An 18,692-nucleotide genomic window follows, 5' to 3' on the forward strand; every position below is an offset into this window, starting at 1 on the left:
ATAGCCAGATCGCCCCGCGTGGCAATGGCACCGGCTCAGGCGATGATATCGGGCGTCAAACGGTCCTCGATCACCGCGATCTTGTCCTTGAGCCGCAGCTTTTTCTTCTTCAACCGCTGCACCGTCAACTGATCGGCAGTGCCTTTTTCCTGCAACGCGCGGATCGCCTCGTCGAGATCACGGTGCTCGCTGCGAAACACCTCCAGCTCGAAACGCAAAACGTCGTCCGTCTTCATCGAGATGTCCGAAGGTGCGTTCATGATGCGATTCCAAACCGTTGCGCGACCTTTAATATAATCACGACGATGCGATACGCCTAGACCTTGTTCCAGACATGGTTTCTGCCCATATTCATAACATCCGCTGCCGCTGACGGGGTGGACCTGACTGTCGCTTGATGTACCTGAGGACGTGTCGCATGACGAAAATGACTTTGGCTTCCTACCCCCACATGTTGGGGTTCGAACAACTGGAACGGCTGCTGGAACGCACTGCCAAAAGCAGTGAAGGCTACCCACCGTTCAATATCGAACAAACCTCCGACTTTTCTTACCGGATCACGCTGGCCGTGGCGGGTTTCGGCGAACAGGACCTGTCGATCACCGTCGAGGACCGCCAACTGGTGATCCGCGGACGACAAAGCGACGACAGCGAGGGGCGCGTATTTTTGCATCGCGGCATCGCCGCACGCCAGTTTCAACGCAGTTTTGTTTTGGCCGACGGGGTCGAAGTCGGCGAAGCTGTGATGGAAAACGGGTTGCTGCACGTCGACCTGACACGCGCCAAACCCGAAACCGTCGTCCAGACGATCAACATACGGAAAGGATAAGTCATGAACACTCCCTTTGATTTGAACGCCGATGTGGGCCGTATGGTATACGTCAAACCGGTCCTCGTGGATGATCTGCCGCGCGAAGTGCGCGATCAGGCCGAAGGGCTGGACCAGCTCTTTGCCGTCCACGACGCCGAAGGGCAGCAACTGGCGCTTGTCGCCAACCGCAAGCTGGCCTTTGCCCTTGCGGTTCAGAACGACTACGCGCCGCAGCCCGTTCACTGATGCGGTTGGTCTTGGCCCTTGCCCTCGCGGTATGGGCCGGGCCACTGGCCGCCCAGGATGGGGTGGCCTGCCTTCAGTCCCAACTCTCTGCGCTGGGGCATGACCCCGGACCCGTCGACGGCACCATGCGCCCCTCGGTGCGTGATGCCGCTGCCGCGTGGGGTGGGGGCGACGCCTTTCCTGGATTGCGCCGCGGCACCGCAACCAGTTGGTGCCGCGAAATCGGCCTGTCGGACCCAGCCCTCAAATCCCACTGGCCCAGTGCAAAACCGCTGATCATTGCCGCCGAAACGCCCATCGCCACGGCGCTCTTGCGACAGTCCTTCGAGGCGATCCAGACCTATTTCCGTGACATCCAGGGCATCGAGCTGGCAACGCGCGTGGCGGTCATCGGCGCGGGCGAGGGCGGCTTTTTCGACCCCGCGCTGGTGGATGTGCTGATGCAGCTCGAACGCCCGGCACGGGCACGGCCCATCGACACGGCGCGCCTGTGCAATGGTCGCACCGTCGGTGGCGCGGCCAACAGGCCCTACATGCTGTTTTGCTGGCCCCAAACCGTCGAAGACCCCGCATGGCAGGCGCGCATCGCACCCGAACTGCGCCGGGTCATGGCCCATGAATACACCCATCAGGTGCAATATGCTCTGGCCGCTGACGACCCGGCGCAGCGTGTTGACGGGGTCTGGCGGCTTGGTCCGCACTGGATGGTCGAAGGGGTGGCCGAACTGGTGGAATGGCAATTTGTCTCCGGCCAGCAAACCACTGACGGAGCCGACCTCTTTGACCTGCAAACCGCCGCCCGGCGCAGTCGTCTCACGCTGGATGGGCTGGATGCACAAGGCACCGTGACCGACAGCGAAGCCTACGGCGTGGCCCGCTTTGCTGCCTACCTCCTGGCCCAGCGGCACGGCACCGACGCACTCTTTGACTACTTTCGTGCCCTGGGGCGCGGGTTGTCGCAGGACGATGCCTTTGCGCAGACCTTTGGCCTGACACCCGCCGCCTACACCGCCCTGTTCGAAGAGTTGCGCCGTGACTATGGTGCCGCCAGACGGTTTGGACGAAGGGATCCGTGATGCAATTTGATGTCGATTGGGTAGACGCGTTTTCGGACCGCGCTTTTGGGGGCAATGGTTGTGCGGTGGTGCATGGCGGTGCGGCGCTGGATGACGCGACCTGTATGGCCTTCGTGCGCGAAACGTCCCTTGTGGAATGCACCTTTCTCGGCCCCTCTGATGTGGCGGATGTGCGTGTGCGCTATTTCCTCGCCAGTCGCGAAATCCCCTTTGCCGGCCACCCCACCGTAGCCTCTGTTGCGGCCCTGCGGCACCGGGGACTGATCGGTGATGGCCCGCTGACGCTCGAAACTGGGGCAGGGGTAGTGCAGGTGGTGGTGGACGGCATGGCCGTGCGTATGACGCAAGTGGCCCCGACCTTCGGCGCGCAACCCGCAGCTGAACTGGTGGCCGCCGTGGGTGGCATCGCGGCCTCCGACATCCTGCACCCGCCCCGCGTCGTCTCCACCGGCCTGCCGTTCTGCATCACCGTGCTGCGCGATCAGGCCACCTTGCGCGCGCTGCGCTTCGACATGACGGCCTTCCGCGCCTATCTGGGCGCGCTGGGCGTGCACGGGACGGACGTGATGGAGCCGTTCTGGGTCACCCTCGACGGTGCCACAGCCACCGGCCACACGTTCTCGCGCCTGCTGATGGCCCCGCCCAGCCCGCCGGAGGACCCGTTCACAGGCTCCGCCACCGGGGCCATGGCCGCCTATCTCTGGTCCGAAGGGCTGATCGACACCCCCACCTTCACCGCCGAACAGGGCCACGACCTGGGCCGCCCCGGTCAGGCGCAGGTCGAAGTGCTGGGCCCGCGCGACGCCATCACTGGCGTGGTGGTCGCGGGGCAGGCGCATGTGCTGATGTCCGGAACGCTCCACCTCTGAACGCGAAAAAGGCGCGCCCGGTGACAGGCGCGCCTTTCAAATCTTGCCAAACGGTCGCTTATTGCGCCGAAATCAGGCCCATGCTCTCTAGCTTGAGCAGAACCTGGTGCGCACAGTTGTCCACATCCACATTCTCTGTCTCAACGCTCAGCTCGGGGTTGGCAGGCACGTCATAAGGGTCGGAAATCCCTGTGAATTCCTTGATCTTGCCCTCACGCGCCAGCTTGTAGAGACCCTTGCGGTCGCGTCGCTCGCACTCTTCGATCGACGTGGCCACGTGCACCTCGACAAAGGCACCAAAGGCTTCGATGTCTTCGCGCACGGCCCGGCGGGTCGTGGCATAGGGCGCGATGGGCGCACAGATCGCGATACCACCGTTCTTGGTGATCTCGGATGCCACATAACCGATGCGGCGGATGTTCAGGTCACGGTGCTCTTTCGAGAAACCCAGCTCTGACGAGAGGTTTTTCCGCACGATGTCCCCATCCAGCAGCGTCACGGGACGGCCACCCATTTCCATCAGCTTGACCATCAACGCGTTTGCGATGGTGGATTTGCCCGACCCGGAGAACCCGGTGAAGAACACGGTGAACCCCTGCTTGTTGCGCGGCGGCTTGGTGCGGCGCAGTTCCTTGACCACCTCAGGGAAAGAGAACCACTCGGGGATCTCCAGACCTTCGGCCAGACGGCGGCGCAGCTCGGTGCCCGAGATGTTCAGGATGGTGATGTCATCCTTGTCCTTGATCTCGTCGATGGCTTCGTATTGCGCGCGCTCCGACACCCAAACCATGTGTTTGAAGTCGACCATCTCGATGCCCATTTCTTCCTGATGCTCGCGGAACAGGTCCTGCGCATCATAGGGGCCATAGAAATCTTCGCCTTGGCTGTTCGAGCCGGGGCCAGCGTGGTCACGACCCACAATGAAATGGGTACAGCCGTGGTTCTTACGGATCAGACCGTGCCAGACCGCCTCGCGGGGGCCCGCCATCCGCATCGCAAGGTTCAGCAGCGACATGGATGTGGTGGCCGCCGGATACTTGTCCAGAACCGCCTCATAGCAGCGCACGCGGGTAAAGTGATCGACGTCGCCGGGCTTGGTCAGACCCACAACGGGGTGGATCAACAGGTTGGCCTGTGCCTCGCGTGCCGCGCGGAAGGTCAGCTCCTGGTGGGCACGGTGCAGCGGGTTCCGGGTCTGGAACGCAACAACCTTGCGCCAGCCCATCTTGCGGAAATAGCTGCGCAATTCGTTGGGCGTGTCGCGACGGGCGCGGAAATCATAGTGCACGGGCTGTTGGATGCCGGTCACCGGGCCACCCAGATAGATGTCGCCCGCAGTGTTGTGTAGGTAGTTCACGGCAGGGTGCGCGCTGTCATCGGCGCCAAACACCTTCTCGGCCTCATGCGCCTTGTTGGGCGTCCAGCGGTCGGTCACTGTCATAGTGGCGAGGATCACGCCTTCCTGGTCGCGCAGGGCGATGTCCTGACCGATCTCAAGGCTGCCTGCGAATTTCTCGTTCACGTCCAGCGTGATGGGCATCGGCCACAGCGCGCCGTCCACGGTGCGCATGGTGTCAACGACACTGTTGTAATCGGCCTCAGTCAGGAACCCTTTGAGCGGGTTGAACCCACCGTTCATCAGCAGTTCCAGATCGCAGATCTGGCGGGGCGTCAGGTCCCAGCTCACGAGGTCGGCGGCTTCGACCTTCAGCTTTTGCGCGCTGTCATACGAGACATACAGCTCGGGGATCGGGGCAAGGTTGTTTTCCATTAACTTGGTCCTGTAGTTCAAAGGGTTGAAACCGGAGGTCGTGCCGGTCAGTTCGGAATAAATTGCATCGTATTCCGCGAATTTCCGGGTCAGGAATATGTCGGTCAGCCGGTTCTTTTCGGCTGCACCACGGGTCGTGAGGTCATAAGCATAGCGTTGACGCCGATCCGGTCCGTCGTGGTCGCTGACCCTGACAAACCCGGCCTTGGTCGCATCCCGCAACAGCGCGTTCAGCCGACCCAGCGACACGCCAACCGCATCCGCCATGGCCCGCTGCGACGCGCTGGGCGCGGTGTCGAGCTGGCGCAAAAGCAGGAAGAGCTGGTCTTCGTGGTCCGGGCTGGGTTTCTGGGCGGCGATAGACATCACAGACTCGTTTACGTTCACGGGTGAACATATGTCAGGAAAAGTTTGTTCACAAAAGAACAAACTTTCCATCTGCGACGATTTTGAACAACGTGGTTAATCTGCAACGCCCATGCGGGACACGCAATCAGGCGGTCACGGGCCGCATGTTTGGCGCTGCATCTCTGCCCAGCATCGACAGGTCCGACGCATCCGGCAGGGGCAGGGCGCGCAACGGTGCCTCGCGCCCGCGCAGGGACAGCGACACCAATGCGTCCTCGGGCGGGGTGGCACCGGCAGCCTCCAGCGTGTCGATGGACAGCAGGGCCTGCACCGCACGCGGCTTGGTCTCGCCTTCGAGCCGCGCGGCAAAGTTCACGGTGTCCCCGATCAGGGTGCGTGGGGCCTGACCCGCCGCACCAATCTCGCCCAGCACCACGGTGCCCAGATGCACGCCAATGCCAATCGACACCGGTGCTGCCCCCTCTGTGGCGAGCGTTTCGTTGAACCCCTTCAGCGCGGCACCGATCCCGCCCACGGCGGCGATCGCGGCGCGGGCCGATGCGGCCTCGGTCTCGGTTTCGAACACGGCCATCAATCCATCGCCCATGTATTTGTCTACCGTTCCACCTGCGGCCACGATGGGTGGCACAATCCGGTCAAAGAAACGGTTCAACAGGAACACCACGTCATAGGGCAACTGCCCGTCCGTCCGGGCGGTAAACCCGCGCATGTCCAGAAACAGCACGGCCAAGCGCGCTTCTTTGCCCTGGCTGGCATGGGCGCGCCCCTTCTTGCCGTCGCGGTCAAAGACGCGGAACACCCGCACCGGCCCCGATGGCCGCACTTGGCAGGCCAGCCGCGCATTGGGTGGCGCGCCGACCGCCGCCAGGCTCTTGCGCTCCGCTTCCGATGGGGGTGGCAGGTCGTCGAGGCCCTCTTCGACGATCACCCGGCAGGTCGTGCATCGCCCGCGTCCGCCACACAGCGCTGTGTGCGGCACGCCGCTGGCATGTGAGGTCTCAAGGATGGTCTGCCCGCGCGGGGCCCGCACGCTCGGCCCGTCCACGTAATGCACCCGAATGGGCTTGGCGATGGCGGCCACGACCCTGCGCAACACAAAAGCGGTGGCCGCCACACCCAGAACCACCCAGACGCCATAGGTCATGTTGCGCGCAGATTGTGCGAGGGTCTCGAACCCGGCGGCATCCGGCCAGTTCCACGCGCGGTGGGCCACGGCCTGTGCGCGCGGATCACTCAGCAGCCCGTCGATCACGCGGGCCGACGTGACATAGCCCATCAACCCAAGCGTCGGCAGCATGACCGCCACACCGATCAGCCACGGCGCTGCGCGCGTCCACCACGCCGTCATGCGCAGCCACATGTGCAGACCAATCGCCCCATGCACCCATGCCACACACAGCAACGCGGCCTGCGCCCAACCATCAGACGTGCCCCAGATCAGCCGGTTCACATAGCCCAGCATCGTGGTCGCGCCCAGCATCTCATGCGCGCCGCGCGTATAGACAAGGTGATCAACCAGCATCAGCGGGATCAACAGGCCCAGCACCACCTGAACCCAGTCCGTCACCGGCATTCGCAACCCGCGCGCCACCACAACCTTGGCCAGCGACAGCGCCATATGCGTGACCAGCGATCCCATGATCACCGCCGTGCCGACATTCGACCGGATCACCCAAAGGCGCGCGGCCTGCACCGTGTCAAACGCCGTGGGCGAGATCAGGACAACGGCCAGGTTGATCACATGCAGCGTCAGATACAGCATCAGGATCAGCCCGGTGACGATCCGAATGCGCGTCCCCAAACCGCCGCGCCACAACACATGTGTCATGCTTGGTGTCCCCACTGACCCGTTTGGCCCAGCGTGGCCAGCGACGCCGCCGGGGTCAAGCGGCGATCACACTCGCGTGGTTTCAGGCGGTCTCGGCCACGGCTGGCGCGTCTTCGGTCTCGTGCTCGGCCAGAAACCGCTCGGCCTCAAGTGCTGCCATACAGCCCATGCCCGCCGACGTCACCGCCTGCCGGTACTTGTGGTCGGTCAGGTCGCCGGCGGCAAAGACGCCGGGAATAGATGTCTCGGTGCTGTCGGGCTTGGTCACGACATAGCCGCCCATATGCGTCTCCAGCACGTCCTTGACCAACTCGTTGGCAGGTGCATGGCCGATGGCGACAAACACACCCTTGGCCGGGATGTCGGTGATCTCGCCGGTCTCCACATGCTTGACCTTGATGCCCTCGACGCCCAACGGGCTGTCGGTGCCGTAAACTTCCTCAAGCTGGTGGAACCACAGCGGCTCGATCTTGGGGTTCTTCATCAACCGGTCCTGCAGGATCTTCTCCGCCCGCAACTCGTCGCGGCGGTGGATCAACGTCACCTTGGACGCGAAATTGGTCAGGAACAGCGCCTCTTCGACGGCCGTGTTGCCGCCACCGATCACCACGATCTCCTGACCGCGATAGAAAAACCCGTCACAGGTCGCACAGGCGCTGACGCCAAAGCCTTTGAACTTCTCCTCCGACGGCAGGCCCAGCCACTTGGCGCGCGCGCCGGTTGCCAGGATGATCGCATCGGCCACATATTCCGTGCCGCTGTCGGACTGCGCCACAAACGGACGGTTCGAGAAATCCACCGACGTGATGATGTCGCCAATGATCTCACAGCCCATCGCCTTGGCGTGGTCCTGCATCCGCACCATCAGGTCCGGCCCCTGCACCTCGGTGTCACCGGGCCAGTTCTCAACCTCTGTGGTGGTGGTCAACTGACCGCCGGGCTCAATGCCCTGCACCAGAATGGGGTCCAGCATCGCACGGCTCGCATAAACGCCCGCAGTATATCCCGCAGGACCCGATCCGATGATCAAAACCTTTGTCCGTTTTGTGTCGGCCATGTCGCACCCCCGATGCAGCTTGATTGAGCAGTCCACCCGATATAGACGCAGCCCGCGCCGGTTTGAACCCTGATATTGGGCAGCCGGGTTGCACAGAATGCAGGCAGTCAGGTTTCAGAAAATTGCGCGAATGTGAAACATTATTGCGCATGACGCCGTGGCTGTTATAACAACCGCAAAATGACGGGGGCGCTTATGGCAAGCACGCGACTCGATCCCATTGATCGTAAAATTCTGGCCGAACTGCAGGCCGATGGCCGCATGACAAATGTGGAACTGGCCAAACGGGTGGGCATTTCCGCGCCGCCCTGCCTGCGCCGTGTGCGCACGCTCGAGGAAAGCGGGTACATCCGCGGCTACCACGCCGACGTGGACAGCCACGAACTGGGCTTCGAGGTGCAGGTGTTTGCCAATGTGGGCCTCGCCAGCCAGGCCGAGGCCGATCTGAGCGCCTTCGAGGACCGCTGCCGCGCCTGGCCGCTCGTGCGTGAATGTCACATGCTGAATGGCGAGGTCGACTTTATCCTCAAATGTGTGGCACCTGACCTGTCCAGCTTCCAAAGCTTTCTGACGGGCGAATTGCTGACCACTCCCAACGTGGCCTCGGTCAAGACGTCACTGGTGATCCGGCAGGCCAAAGACGCGCCCGGCGTGCCATTCGACGTGCTCGAGGAACGTCTGGCGAAATCCGCTTAAGCCGCCCCTTGAGTATGTGGTACGGGCGGTGTGATCCGCCCCACACCTTTCTGAATCTACGCTAAGGCTCAGGCGGCGACGTCCGTTTCCGGTGCGCGCGGATGCGCCAGCGGTCCGAAATCCGTGACATGCGCAATATGCGGGAACATCGACAGAAACAGATCGCGCTGCGCATGTGTCACCTGACGTGTGGCACCCATGCCGGGGTGGAACGTCTCCATCGCGATGCCGCCCACATCCACAGCGGCGTGTCGTGACAGGCAAATATGGAACAACCGGATGGGGGTGGGTGGGATCACTTCGATCACGTTCACACTGTCAACGAATGCGCTGGCCGGGGTCAGCATCTGTGCGCCGCCGGTTGTGCCCCGCAGGTGCGGCGGCGTTTGCAGGATGCGCGCGCCGGGGCCCACGGTGACAAACGACGCGGGCCGCGACTGGCCAAAGCTGTCGGCCATGATCCGGATCAACGGCATCCGGCGGCCTGTATCCGCCGGGACAAAGCTTGATGATCCGATCCACAGCACCTGCGCCGGTTCGCCCGACGTGGTGTTCAGCCAATCACCCGGCAAAAGGTCTTCGACGGCGACACCGCCCTCGGGGCTGGACAGGACCACGCCCCGCGCAAACGCGGAAAAGGCGGATTCGAACAGCGGCAGAGCGGGGGCTTTGAACGTGGCGATGCTGCGCGAGCCGTCAGCGCGCAGGGCGGCGACCTCGAACGTGCGCAAGGGCGGCATGTCGGGGCGGGTCATCGGCGTTGCGTAGGGATTGTAGTCAGGGCGCGGAACGCGCACCGCAGAACGGGCGCCTGCAACACGCAGGGCGGCGGGACTGGTCATGATATGCAACCTCATTCTTCTGGTCACATCTGTGCCGGCCCCCACCAGCGACGACAGATGGAACGTGTCCATGTGTCAAATCTATGGTGAACAAATGGGGTCGTTCCCTCAAATTGTCAAAAAATCCCCGACATTAATCGCAAAAAGCGCACCAATGGCGCGCCTTGCAGGGGAATTGTTGCCGCACACCAAGGCACGGCTGCCACAATTCGATTCGTCTTCGCCTGTGGGTCAGGCGGATTTGCGGATCTCCACCACGCCCTTGCGCTTGGCGATGAATGCCGCGCGGCGTGCGCCACGCGCCCATGGCATCTGGGGGGTGTCGTCTTGGGCCGATTTGATCACCGATGTGACAAAGCGTGTGTTTTTCATGTCTGGTCTTCCTCTGCTCGTGCGGTCGGGTCTGATGCCCGGCTGAGGACAATACTGGCCCGCCAATCGGGCAGGTTTTGGGCCGCACGGGATTTGTTTTGCAGAAAATGTAAAAAGGCTGGCGCAGATTATGACGCAGGCGTGTGGGCGCTTTGGCCCGGTTTTGTTGGGGTTTTTGTCACCGCTTGTCGCCAATTTGGAAACAATGCGGCAGGTTCACGTCACCGTGTGCCCGAATTTCGCCCAGATCACAGCGTGATCGTCGAAATCAACCGGCCATAGTCGGGGTCCTTGGCATGGACCGACCGGCGATAGGAATAGAACCGCTCCGGGTCGAAATAGGTGCAGTGCCGCGTCCACTCGGCTGACCCGACCCCAGCCATGCGCAGCCGCGACAGGCCATACCCCGGCAGATCAAAATGCATCCGGTCGCCGTCACCGCCTGCGAAAAAGCGGGTGTTCTGGGGGTCTTCGTCCAGAAAGATGTCAAAGAACTCCGGCCCGACCTCATAGGCGCGCTGGCTGATCGACGGGCCAATGACCGCCTGAATGTTGCTGCGCCGCGCGCCTAGGGCGACCATGGCGTCAACGGTCTCTTCCAGCACACCGGCCTGCGCGCCCTTCCACCCCGCATGGGCGGCACCGATGACGCCCGCATCCGCGTCGGAAAAGAGCACAGGCTGGCAATCCGCCGTCAGCACCGACAGCACAACACCCGGCGTCGCCGTGACCAGCGCGTCGGCCTTGGGTTTGGGATCCAACGGGGCCGTCACTGTAATCACGTCAGACGAATGGACCTGATGCACGCCCGCCAATTGCGACGTCTCGGCCCCCATCGCCTGCGCCGCGCGGGTGCGGTTGATGGCCACGATCTCGGTCTGGTCGGAACTGCCCGTGCCGCAATTCAGGCCTGAAAAGATGCCCGAGGACGCGCCCCCCTTGCGGGTAAAGAACCCGTGGCGGACCGGGCCAAGGCTGTCGGCAGTCAGGATTTCGAGCGTCATGGCAACAATCCGGGTGGTGGCGCAGCGGCACCGGGATAGATCCCCAGCACCTTGAACAGGTTTCCCATTTCCGCCGGGTGCGTCAACCGCCGATGTGCCGCGATGTGCGCCTCCAGCGGCCCGGCCTCCAGTTTTGCAGCCAGCGCGCGGGCGCGGTCGGTGATGCCCAGCCGTTCGAGAAACACGCCCTGCGGGGTCAGACGGGTGTGGCTGGCGGGGGCGGCGGCCTGCGCCAGCGCCTCGAAATCCACATGTGTGGTCAGGTCGGCCGCACCGGGGGCCTCAAGCGGGTTCACAGGCGCATGGTCGCGCACCGCCTGCAAGGTGTCGCCCAGACTGCGCCAGTCGCCGTAATCAATGATCAGCGCCGCGCCGCCATCCTGGGCAATCCGCGCGCCCAACTGGTGCGCAATCGCCGTGGCCATGGGACAATGTTCGACGATGTCGCCCTCTGCCGTGTCCTCAATCCTGTGCGCCAGTGCTGGCTGCGGCCCCACCGGCGACCAACCAAAGGTTAGCGCGCCTTCGGACACACCCACACTGCGCTCGCGCCATGCGTCGCCCGCACGTTGGAACTGGCGGACAGGCAGGGCGTCAAAGAACTCGTTTGCAACCACGAACAACGGCCCCGGCGGCAGCGCATCAACCGTGTCGACCCAAAGCGGGCTGTGCCCCGCCAATGCCTCCGCCTGCGCGTCGCGCAGCACCGGCGACGCTTCGACCAATGCCACCTGCGCGACCTGTGCAAACCCCGGCACCCCGGCGGTGGCGCGCAGGATGTCGGCCATCAACGTACCGCGCCCCGGCCCCAGCTCGGCCAGTACAAAGGGGGCGGGTGCGCCCTGATCCAGCCAGGCCTGCGCGAGGCTCAGGCCCACCAACTCTCCGAACATCTGGCTGATCTCGGGGGCTGTGGTGAAATCTCCACCCGCGCCCAGCGGATCGCGGGTCACGTAATAGCCCTTGGTCGGGTGCAGCAGCGCCTGCGCCATGAACTCTGCCACGCTGATCGGCCCCTGTGCGGTGATCCGCGCAATCAGATCGGGCCCCAGGCTCATGCCAGCGCGGGCCGACGCCGGGCGCGCATCAACAGCCACAGCCCCACCGCAATCATCGGCAGTGACAGGACCTGACCCATGGTCAGCCCGTAGCCACCCACATGCAAGGCCAGACCCAGCGGATTGCCCGCGTCAACGAACTGCGCATCGGGCTGGCGCACAAATTCGACGGCGAAACGCGACAGGCCGTAACCCGCCAGAAACGTGCCACAGATCAGGCCGGGCCGCTTGTAGGCCCCGCGCCGCCAGACCAGCCACAACAGCAGCACCAACAGCACAAACCCTTCAAGGAATGCCTCATACAGCTGCGAAGGATGGCGCGCGCAGATGCCCGCAACCTCTGGGCAGAACTGCGCCGCGCGACCGGGAAAGGCCACACCCCAAGGCAGGTCCGTTGGACGCCCCCACAGCTCTGCGTTGATGAAATTGGCAAAACGCCCCAGCAAAAGCCCCGGCGGCACACCCAGCGCAATGGCATCCGCCGCACTCAGCCGGTTGATCTTGTGCCGGCCGGTATAGAGCCACGCCGCAATGATGACCCCCAACGCGCCGCCGTGAAAGGCCATGCCGCCCTCCCAGATGGCGATGATGGACAAAGGATCGTCCAGATAGGCGCCCGGTTGGTAAAACAGCACATAACCCAGCCGCCCACCGAACAGCACACCAAGGATGATCCAGGTCAGCATGTCCTCGATCTGCGCGGGCGACATCACGGGCGACTGCGCGGGCCAAAGCCGCGGCGTTTTGACCGTCATCACCACCAGCCGCCAGCCGATGATGATGCCCACAATATAGGCCAGTGCGTACCAGCGCAGGGCAAATTCCCTGTCAAACAGGGTGATGGCAAAGATCTCGGGCGAGATATCGGGGAAAGGGATCATGGCGTACATCTGCGTCTGAATGCCCCTGTGTCAGGCCAAGGTCAACCTTGCTTGGGGGGCGGATGCACCCCATATAGAGGGTGCGTTTGAACGGGAGACGACACCATGCAGGCACGCGGCAAGATTTTTGACGACATTTCGCAGTTGATGACCAACGCGATGGGCGTGGCACAGGGTGCGCGCGAAGAGGCGGAAACCGCAATGAAGTCGATGATGGACCGCTGGTTGGCGGACCGCGATTTCGTCACCCGCGAGGAATTCGACGCGGTGCGCGCGATGGCGCAAAAGGCGCGCGAAGAGAACGAGGCGCTCAAGGCCCGCATCGAGGCGCTGGAAAAGTAACCCAGCGGCGGCGCTGCCGCGCCATTCTATATTCTACAAGCGGATGATGATCGCCCGGTGTTCGGACCGGGCGTTTTTTTGTGCGCGGGGTGGTGTGGGACGTGTTTGGATGCGGTGCCTCTATTTTGGTGTCGCGCGCGAGTTCTCCCCAACTTATTGAGGTTATCCCCAAATAAAGGGTTGCCAGATGGCGGTGGCCCGGTCACCATATCTTGTAGAGGCACGGGGGATCGCCCCGGTTTCTAGAGCAGGCACCTAGCGCTTGGGGCGCTGCCAGCCCCACGCGCTACTAGCGAATAAGAGGTGGCGACATGGCCCTTTCCGAGCAGTTCCTGGAAGACGAGATTCACCCCATCGACATCGTCGAGCATCTGGCTGAGCATCACGAGTGGGATTTCGATCGCATTGCTGATGACCAGATCGCGATGGCGGTCGAAGGGCAGTGGCGCACTTATTCCCTGACGCTGGCCTGGTCGGGCTATGACGAAACGCTGCGCATGGTCTGCACCTTCGAGATGGAGCCGCCCGAGGAAAAGCTGGCGGGTCTTTACGAGTTGCTGAACCTCGTCAATGACCAGTGCTGGGCGGGGTCGTTCACCTATTGGGAAGAGCAGAAGCTGATGGTCTATCGCTACGGGCTCGTGCTCAGCGGTGGTCAGATGGCGAGCCCTGACCAGATCGACACCATGATTGGCGCCGCCGTGATGAGTGCAGAGCGTTACTATCCCGCGCTGCAACTGTTGGTCTGGGGTGACCGGACGCCCAAGGATGCGATGCAGGTCGCCATTGCGGAGGCCTACGGGCGGGCGTAACCTGCCCCCCTGAACGACAGGTGGGGGTTTCATGAAAGACGGTGTGATCGCGGCAGGCGGCCTTGTGTTGCTTGGCTGCGGCAAGATGGGGTCCGCGATGCTGGCGGGCTGGTTGGAACGTGGTCTGCCTGCGGATCGTGTCTGGGTCATTGATCCGAACCCATCCGATTGGGTGCGCGCCACCGGCGTTCACGTGAATGCGGAACTGCCTGCAGCGCCCGCCGTGGTGCTGGTCGCGGTGAAACCACAGATGATGGGGGATGCCTTGCCTGCGCTGGCGGCGTTTGGCGGGGCGCAGACGGTCTTTGTGTCGGTGGCGGCGGGCACGCCTTTGCGCGCCTTCGAAGACGCCTTTGGCGCAATAACGCCCATCGTGCGGGCGATGCCCAACACCCCTGCAGCCATCGGGCGCGGGATCACTGCCATTTGTGCCAATGACGCGGGCCAGGGCGCGCTCGGTCTGGCGGAGACTTTGCTGAGTGCGGTCGGCGATGTTGTGCGGCTGGACAGCGAGGCACAGATTGACGCGGTGACTGGCGTCAGCGGGTCGGGACCGGCTTATGTCTTTCACATGATCGAAACGCTGGCGGCGGCGGGGGTTGCGCAGGGCCTGCCCGACGCGCTTGCGATGCAACTGGCCAAGGCGACGGTGGCGGGCGCAGGTGCGCTGGCCATGCAGGCGGAGGAGGACCCGGCGCAGCTGCGGGTTAATGTGACCAGCCCCAACGGGACAACGCAGGCGGCCCTTGAGGTGTTGATGGACGAGACGTCGGGCTTTCCGGCATTGATGGCACGGGCCGTTGCCGCGGCCACGGAACGATCGAGGGAGTTGGCCGGTGGCTGAGATCAGTTTTGACGATTTCATGAAGGTGGATGTGCGAGTGGGCCGCGTGGTGCGGGCCGAACCGTTTCCCGAGGCGCGCAAGCCTGCGATCAAGATGTGGATCGATTTTGGTGATGAACTGGGGGAAAAGAAAACCTCGGCGCAGGTGACGGTGCATTACGACCCCGCGGGGCTGGTGGGGCAACAGGTGATGGCGGTGGTGAACTTTCCGCCGCGCCAGATCGGGCCGTTTATGTCAGAGGTGTTGGTGCTGGGCTTTCCAGATGCGGATGGGGCCATTGTGCTGGCGCGCCCGGACAAGGATGTCCCGGTGGGAGGGCGGTTGCATTGACCCGGCTTTGGATCACCCGCCCGTTGCCGACGCCCGTGGTCGCGGCAGCGCAGGCCCTGTGCGACGAGGTTGTCGTGCGGCCCGAGACTTTGCCATTGAGCGCAGAGGAATTGCGCAGGGCATTGACCGATTTTGATCTGGTGCTGCCAACCCTTGGGGATCAATTCTCGGCTGCGGTGTTTGCGGATGTCGATGCGCCGCGGTGCCGGTTGCTGGCGAACTTTGGCGTGGGCTTTAACCACATCGACACGGGTGCTGCGGCAAAGGCGGGGATCGTGGTGTCGAACACGCCGGGTGCGGTGACGGATGCGACGGCGGACATTGGCGTGATGCTGATGCTGATGTCGGCGCGGCGCGCGGCCGAAGGCGAACGGCTGGTGCGTGCGGATGCGTGGGAAGGCTGGCACCCGACGCAGATGCTGGGCCTGCACATGTCGGGCAAGTGTGTCGGCATTGTTGGTATGGGGCGCATCGGGCAAGCGATTGCGCGGCGCTGCCATTTTGGGTTCGGGATGGAGGTGCATTACGTCAACCGGTCCGAAAAGGCGTTGGATTTCCCCGCGACGCGGGTCGGTACGCTGACAGAGATGGCCGGTCAGGTCGACTTTGTCGTGGTGGCGGTGCCGGGAGGTGCGGAGACGCGGCACATGATCAATGCAGAGGTGCTGGCCGCGATGCAGGCACACGCGCATCTTGTGAACATCGCGCGGGGTGATGTCATCGACGAAGAGGCGCTGATCCATGCCTTGCAGTCCAACACAATCGGTGGTGCGGGGCTGGACGTCTACGAGCGCGAGCCGCTGGTGCCGCAGGAACTGCGCGCCTTGGACAACGTGACGTTGCTGCCGCATCTGGGCACGGCGGCACTGGAGGTGCGCACTGCGATGGGACATATGGCGGTCGACAATGTGCGGGCCTTTTTGGAGACAGGGCAGGTCTCCAACCCGGTTTGAGAGCGCAAAAATCACGCTCTGTCCCCGCGGGGACAGGGCGTGCGATGCCTTAACGGTCGCTTTGGACAGATTGGTTTTGCCCGCCTGTTCAGATGGTTGCGGGGCGTGCGGCGGGGAAACGCCGGGTTAACCGAAAACATGCGAGCATGACGCCCGAGACGGGGCGGTCGGCGTTATGTCGTCTGCATGGCTGCGCGCCAGTGGCGGCGGCAGAGCGAGACATAGGTTTCATTGCCACCAATCTGCACCTGTGCACCGTCGCTGACGGGACGGCCTGTGGCGTCCTGGCGGATGACCATCGTCGCCTTTTTCCCGCAATGGCAAATCGTGCGGACCTCGCGCATTTCGTCGGCCAATGCCAGCAGGGTGGCGGAGCCGGGAAAAAGCTTGCCCTGAAAATCGACGCGCAGGCCATAGCACATCACGGGCAGGTTCAGATCATCCACCGCGCGGGCCAGTTGCCAGACCTGAGGTTCGGTCAAAAACTGCGCCTCGTCCACAAAGACGCAGGCGATGGGCGTTTCTGCCAGCCGGGTTTGCAGCCGGTCAAAGAGGTCGTCATCGGCGGAAAACATGTCAGCCGCCGCCTCGATCCCGATGCGCGACGCGATGCGCCCGGTGCCGGCGCGGTTGTCGAGCCGGGCGGTGAGCAAATAGGGCGTCATGCCCCGTTCGCGGTAGTTGTGCGCGGCCTGTAGCAACACGGTCGATTTACCGGCGTTCATGGTGGAATAGTGGAAATAGAGCTTGGCCATGGCGCGCTGCATACTGTGGGGATTTGTGTGGGACAAGACCCGGATCGGTGCCCAAATCAACGCAAACGGTTGCGGGCGGGACCGGTGATCCAGCACGCATTGGGTTGCGTGTCTTTACAGATCACCGGGCCGCTTCGGCACTCAGGCAACTGGGCCAGGCAGTTGAGCGACTATGCTCCTTGGGGATGGCGCCTGACCCCATACTCGTGACCTCCGACGGATCCGCCTCGTTTGCTGCAGGTTTGCACCTGCCCACCGCCCCCACAGGGTGGAAATATGAGGCGGACCCCACCCGGACCCGACGCTGGGGGCGCCGGGTACTCGTTACGTCCCGAAAACCGCTGGGACGATTAAGGAATGACATTTCGTTCCGGGGCAATTAATGGGAAAAGACCCACGCGGTTCCCCGCACTTTTGGTTGACTCGCGCGTGTGGTTGGAAGAGGGATGGGCGTATGGCCGGAACGGGCAGCTATTTGAAGAAGCACACCGAGGCGTTGGTGAAGGATGTGGGCATCGAGCCTGCGTGCGAGGCCACGGGCAAGTCCAAGGCCACGCTGGGCCGTTACTATTCCGACAATCCCGAACATGCCGATCGGTTCATGCCGATCGACGCGGTTGTGGCGTTGGAGCAGGTGGCGTCCTATCCGCATGTCACAAGCGCCATTGCCGAATTGCAGGGCATCACGCTGAGCCATGACGACCGCCGTCCCAACGCTGACCGGTCGGGTGGGGTGAACAGCGATGTGATCGCGCTGAGCCAGCGGTTTGCCATGTTGATGAGCGAGTATCAGCAGTCCATCGAGGACGGGATCATCACGGTGAACGAGGCCAAGCGTTTGCTGCGTGAGACCACCATGTTGCAGCAGGTGCTGATCGACATGAAATTGCATCTGGAAGAAGAGAGTGGCTGAGGCGGAGCCTCGGGAGGATCTGCCCGCGCTGGTGCGCGCGGCCTTGCCCGAGATTCACGTTGATGCGCTGTGTGCCCCCGGTGATCCGCGTCATCCGCCGCGTATTCTATTGCTATACGGGTCGTTGCGCGACGTGAGCTATTCCCGCCGGGCGGCGGAGGAGGCGGCGCGTATTTTGCGCCATTTGGGCTGTGAGACGCGGCTGTTTGATCCGGCGGGCTTGCCACAGGTGGACGGCGATGACGGCACCCATCCCAAGGTGGTGGAACTGCGCGAGTTGGCGGTCTGGGCCGAGGGCATGGTGTGGTCGAGCCCGGAGCGTCACGGGGCGATGACGGGTTTGATGAAGAGCCAGATCGACTGGTTGCCGTTGTCGTTGAAGGGCGGGATCCGGCCCACGCAGGGCAAGACGCTGGCGGTGATGCAGGTGTCGGGTGGGTCGCAGAGTTTCAACGCCGTGAACCAGATGCGCATATTAGGTCGCTGGATGCGGATGGTCACGATCCCCAACCAGTCGAGCATTGCGAAGGCGTGGCTGGAGTTTCAGGACGGGCGTTTGCCTGAGGGCCCGTTTTACCGACGGGTCGTCGATGTGATGGAAGAGTTGGTGAAGTTCACCTGGATGGTGCGGGGGCGGTCGGACTATCTGGTGGATCGCTATTCGGAACGCTGTGAAAGCGTTGAGGATGTGCATGCGCGGGTGTCCCTGAAGGACGTGTAGGCCGCCGGGCGGGACTGTTTTTCCGCAGGTGCGGAAAAAGGCGCCCACCCACCGACCCTTTTTGCCGTTCACTGGAAATTGACCCTACGTCACAATGGGTTGCGTGATTTGGGTGCGTCGGTACAGTTTGCGCGACGTCAG

22 protein-coding genes are annotated in these 18,692 nt (G+C 63.2%); 12 read left to right on the plus strand and 10 right to left on the minus strand.

Annotated features, from left to right (window positions below; all coding sequences use genetic code 11):
• Positions 1-35 precede the first annotated feature (35 nt).
• Entirely contained in the window at positions 36-260 is a 225-nt protein-coding gene (locus Q0936_RS08970) for a DUF465 domain-containing protein (RefSeq protein WP_299141713.1), read from the minus strand.
• 158 nt (positions 261-418) lie between these two features.
• On the opposite strand from Q0936_RS08970, the gene Q0936_RS08975 reads away from it, so the two are divergent.
• From Q0936_RS08975 to Q0936_RS08990, 4 genes are read left to right on the plus strand one after another with little or no spacing between them, the layout of a single operon-like run.
• Positions 419-829 (plus strand): Hsp20 family protein, encoded by a 411-nt coding sequence (locus Q0936_RS08975; protein ID WP_299141711.1) that lies wholly within the window; start codon positions 419-421, stop codon positions 827-829.
• A gap of 3 nt (positions 830-832) precedes the next feature.
• Positions 833-1,057, plus strand: a complete 225-nt coding sequence (locus Q0936_RS08980; protein ID WP_299141709.1) for a DUF1150 family protein — start codon at positions 833-835, stop codon at positions 1,055-1,057.
• Positions 1,057-2,133 (plus strand): hypothetical protein, encoded by a 1,077-nt coding sequence (locus tag Q0936_RS08985; RefSeq protein ID WP_299293443.1) that lies wholly within the window; start codon positions 1,057-1,059, stop codon positions 2,131-2,133. Before Q0936_RS08980 ends, Q0936_RS08985 begins: the two co-directional genes overlap by 1 nt.
• A complete protein-coding gene (locus Q0936_RS08990) occupies positions 2,133-3,002 on the plus strand; it encodes a PhzF family phenazine biosynthesis protein (protein WP_299293441.1) in 870 nt (289 codons plus the stop codon). The genes Q0936_RS08985 and Q0936_RS08990 overlap by 1 nt, the downstream gene beginning before the upstream one ends.
• A 58-nt stretch (positions 3,003-3,060) precedes the next feature.
• Here the strand turns inward: Q0936_RS08990 and Q0936_RS08995 are convergent, their stop codons facing one another.
• The 3 genes from Q0936_RS08995 to trxB all read right to left on the minus strand — a co-directional run bounded on the left by Q0936_RS08995 (position 3,061) and on the right by trxB (position 8,027).
• Complete coding sequence (locus tag Q0936_RS08995) at positions 3,061-5,139, minus strand: bifunctional sulfate adenylyltransferase/adenylylsulfate kinase (protein ID WP_299293438.1); 2,079 nt, start codon at positions 5,137-5,139, stop codon at positions 3,061-3,063.
• A 127-nt stretch (positions 5,140-5,266) separates the two neighbouring features.
• On the minus strand, positions 5,267-6,970 hold the full coding sequence (locus Q0936_RS09000) for an adenylate/guanylate cyclase domain-containing protein (protein ID WP_299293436.1): 1,704 nt from the start codon (positions 6,968-6,970) through the stop codon (positions 5,267-5,269).
• A gap of 82 nt (positions 6,971-7,052) precedes the next feature.
• Positions 7,053-8,027 (minus strand): thioredoxin-disulfide reductase, encoded by a 975-nt coding sequence (gene trxB, locus Q0936_RS09005; protein WP_299293433.1) that lies wholly within the window; start codon positions 8,025-8,027, stop codon positions 7,053-7,055.
• A gap of 195 nt (positions 8,028-8,222) precedes the next feature.
• Here trxB and Q0936_RS09010 point away from each other — a divergent pair, with 195 nt between their 5' ends.
• A complete protein-coding gene (locus Q0936_RS09010; protein WP_299141697.1) occupies positions 8,223-8,723 on the plus strand; it encodes an Lrp/AsnC family transcriptional regulator in 501 nt (166 codons plus the stop codon).
• Positions 8,724-8,791: 68 nt separating this feature from the next.
• On the opposite strand, the gene Q0936_RS09015 is transcribed toward Q0936_RS09010, so the two are convergent.
• The 5 genes from Q0936_RS09015 to lgt form a co-directional block, all read right to left on the minus strand.
• On the minus strand, positions 8,792-9,565 hold the full coding sequence (locus Q0936_RS09015; RefSeq protein WP_299141696.1) for a Hint domain-containing protein: 774 nt from the start codon (positions 9,563-9,565) through the stop codon (positions 8,792-8,794).
• A 231-nt stretch (positions 9,566-9,796) separates the two neighbouring features.
• Complete coding sequence (locus tag Q0936_RS09020) at positions 9,797-9,937, minus strand: hypothetical protein (protein ID WP_299141694.1); 141 nt, start codon at positions 9,935-9,937, stop codon at positions 9,797-9,799.
• A 248-nt stretch (positions 9,938-10,185) separates the two neighbouring features.
• Positions 10,186-10,941, minus strand: a complete 756-nt coding sequence (gene pgeF, locus Q0936_RS09025) for a peptidoglycan editing factor PgeF (RefSeq protein WP_299141692.1) — start codon at positions 10,939-10,941, stop codon at positions 10,186-10,188.
• On the minus strand, positions 10,938-11,999 hold the full coding sequence (locus tag Q0936_RS09030; RefSeq protein WP_299141691.1) for an SAM-dependent methyltransferase: 1,062 nt from the start codon (positions 11,997-11,999) through the stop codon (positions 10,938-10,940). The genes pgeF and Q0936_RS09030 overlap by 4 nt, the downstream gene beginning before the upstream one ends.
• Positions 11,996-12,889 (minus strand): prolipoprotein diacylglyceryl transferase, encoded by an 894-nt coding sequence (lgt, locus tag Q0936_RS09035; RefSeq protein WP_299141689.1) that lies wholly within the window; start codon positions 12,887-12,889, stop codon positions 11,996-11,998. Before lgt ends, Q0936_RS09030 begins: the two co-directional genes overlap by 4 nt.
• Positions 12,890-12,985: 96 nt before the next feature.
• Here lgt and Q0936_RS09040 point away from each other — a divergent pair, with 96 nt between their 5' ends.
• The 5 genes from Q0936_RS09040 to Q0936_RS09060 all read left to right on the plus strand — a co-directional run bounded on the left by Q0936_RS09040 (position 12,986) and on the right by Q0936_RS09060 (position 16,162).
• Positions 12,986-13,222, plus strand: a complete 237-nt coding sequence (locus tag Q0936_RS09040) for an accessory factor UbiK family protein (protein WP_299141687.1) — start codon at positions 12,986-12,988, stop codon at positions 13,220-13,222.
• 311 nt (positions 13,223-13,533) lie between these two features.
• Positions 13,534-14,034, plus strand: a complete 501-nt coding sequence (locus Q0936_RS09045) for a YbjN domain-containing protein (RefSeq protein WP_299296880.1) — start codon at positions 13,534-13,536, stop codon at positions 14,032-14,034.
• Between the two features lie 31 nt (positions 14,035-14,065).
• The gene (gene proC, locus Q0936_RS09050) at positions 14,066-14,878 is read left to right on the plus strand and encodes a pyrroline-5-carboxylate reductase (RefSeq protein WP_299296877.1); all 813 of its coding nucleotides are present in this window, start codon (positions 14,066-14,068) and stop codon (positions 14,876-14,878) included.
• Positions 14,871-15,209 carry a tRNA-binding protein gene (locus Q0936_RS09055; protein ID WP_299141680.1) on the plus strand — a complete coding sequence of 113 codons (339 nt, stop codon included), beginning with the start codon at positions 14,871-14,873 and terminating at the stop codon, positions 15,207-15,209. The genes proC and Q0936_RS09055 overlap by 8 nt, the downstream gene beginning before the upstream one ends.
• Entirely contained in the window at positions 15,206-16,162 is a 957-nt protein-coding gene (locus Q0936_RS09060; RefSeq protein ID WP_299296875.1) for a D-glycerate dehydrogenase, read from the plus strand. The genes Q0936_RS09055 and Q0936_RS09060 overlap by 4 nt, the downstream gene beginning before the upstream one ends.
• 173 nt (positions 16,163-16,335) lie before the next feature.
• Here the strand turns inward: Q0936_RS09060 and Q0936_RS09065 are convergent, their stop codons facing one another.
• Positions 16,336-16,917, minus strand: a complete 582-nt coding sequence (locus Q0936_RS09065; protein ID WP_299296873.1) for a thymidine kinase — start codon at positions 16,915-16,917, stop codon at positions 16,336-16,338.
• A gap of 454 nt (positions 16,918-17,371) precedes the next feature.
• Between Q0936_RS09065 and Q0936_RS09070 the strand changes: the two genes are divergently transcribed.
• Together Q0936_RS09070 and arsH are read left to right on the plus strand one after the other, a co-directional pair.
• Entirely contained in the window at positions 17,372-17,830 is a 459-nt protein-coding gene (locus Q0936_RS09070; protein ID WP_299141676.1) for a hypothetical protein, read from the plus strand.
• Positions 17,831-17,849: 19 nt separating this feature from the next.
• Positions 17,850-18,551, plus strand: a complete 702-nt coding sequence (arsH, locus tag Q0936_RS09075; protein WP_299142260.1) for an arsenical resistance protein ArsH — start codon at positions 17,850-17,852, stop codon at positions 18,549-18,551.
• Positions 18,552-18,692: the final 141 nt, after the last annotated feature.

Source organism: uncultured Tateyamaria sp. (assembly GCF_947488715.1).
Taxonomy (GTDB): domain Bacteria; phylum Pseudomonadota; class Alphaproteobacteria; order Rhodobacterales; family Rhodobacteraceae; genus Tateyamaria.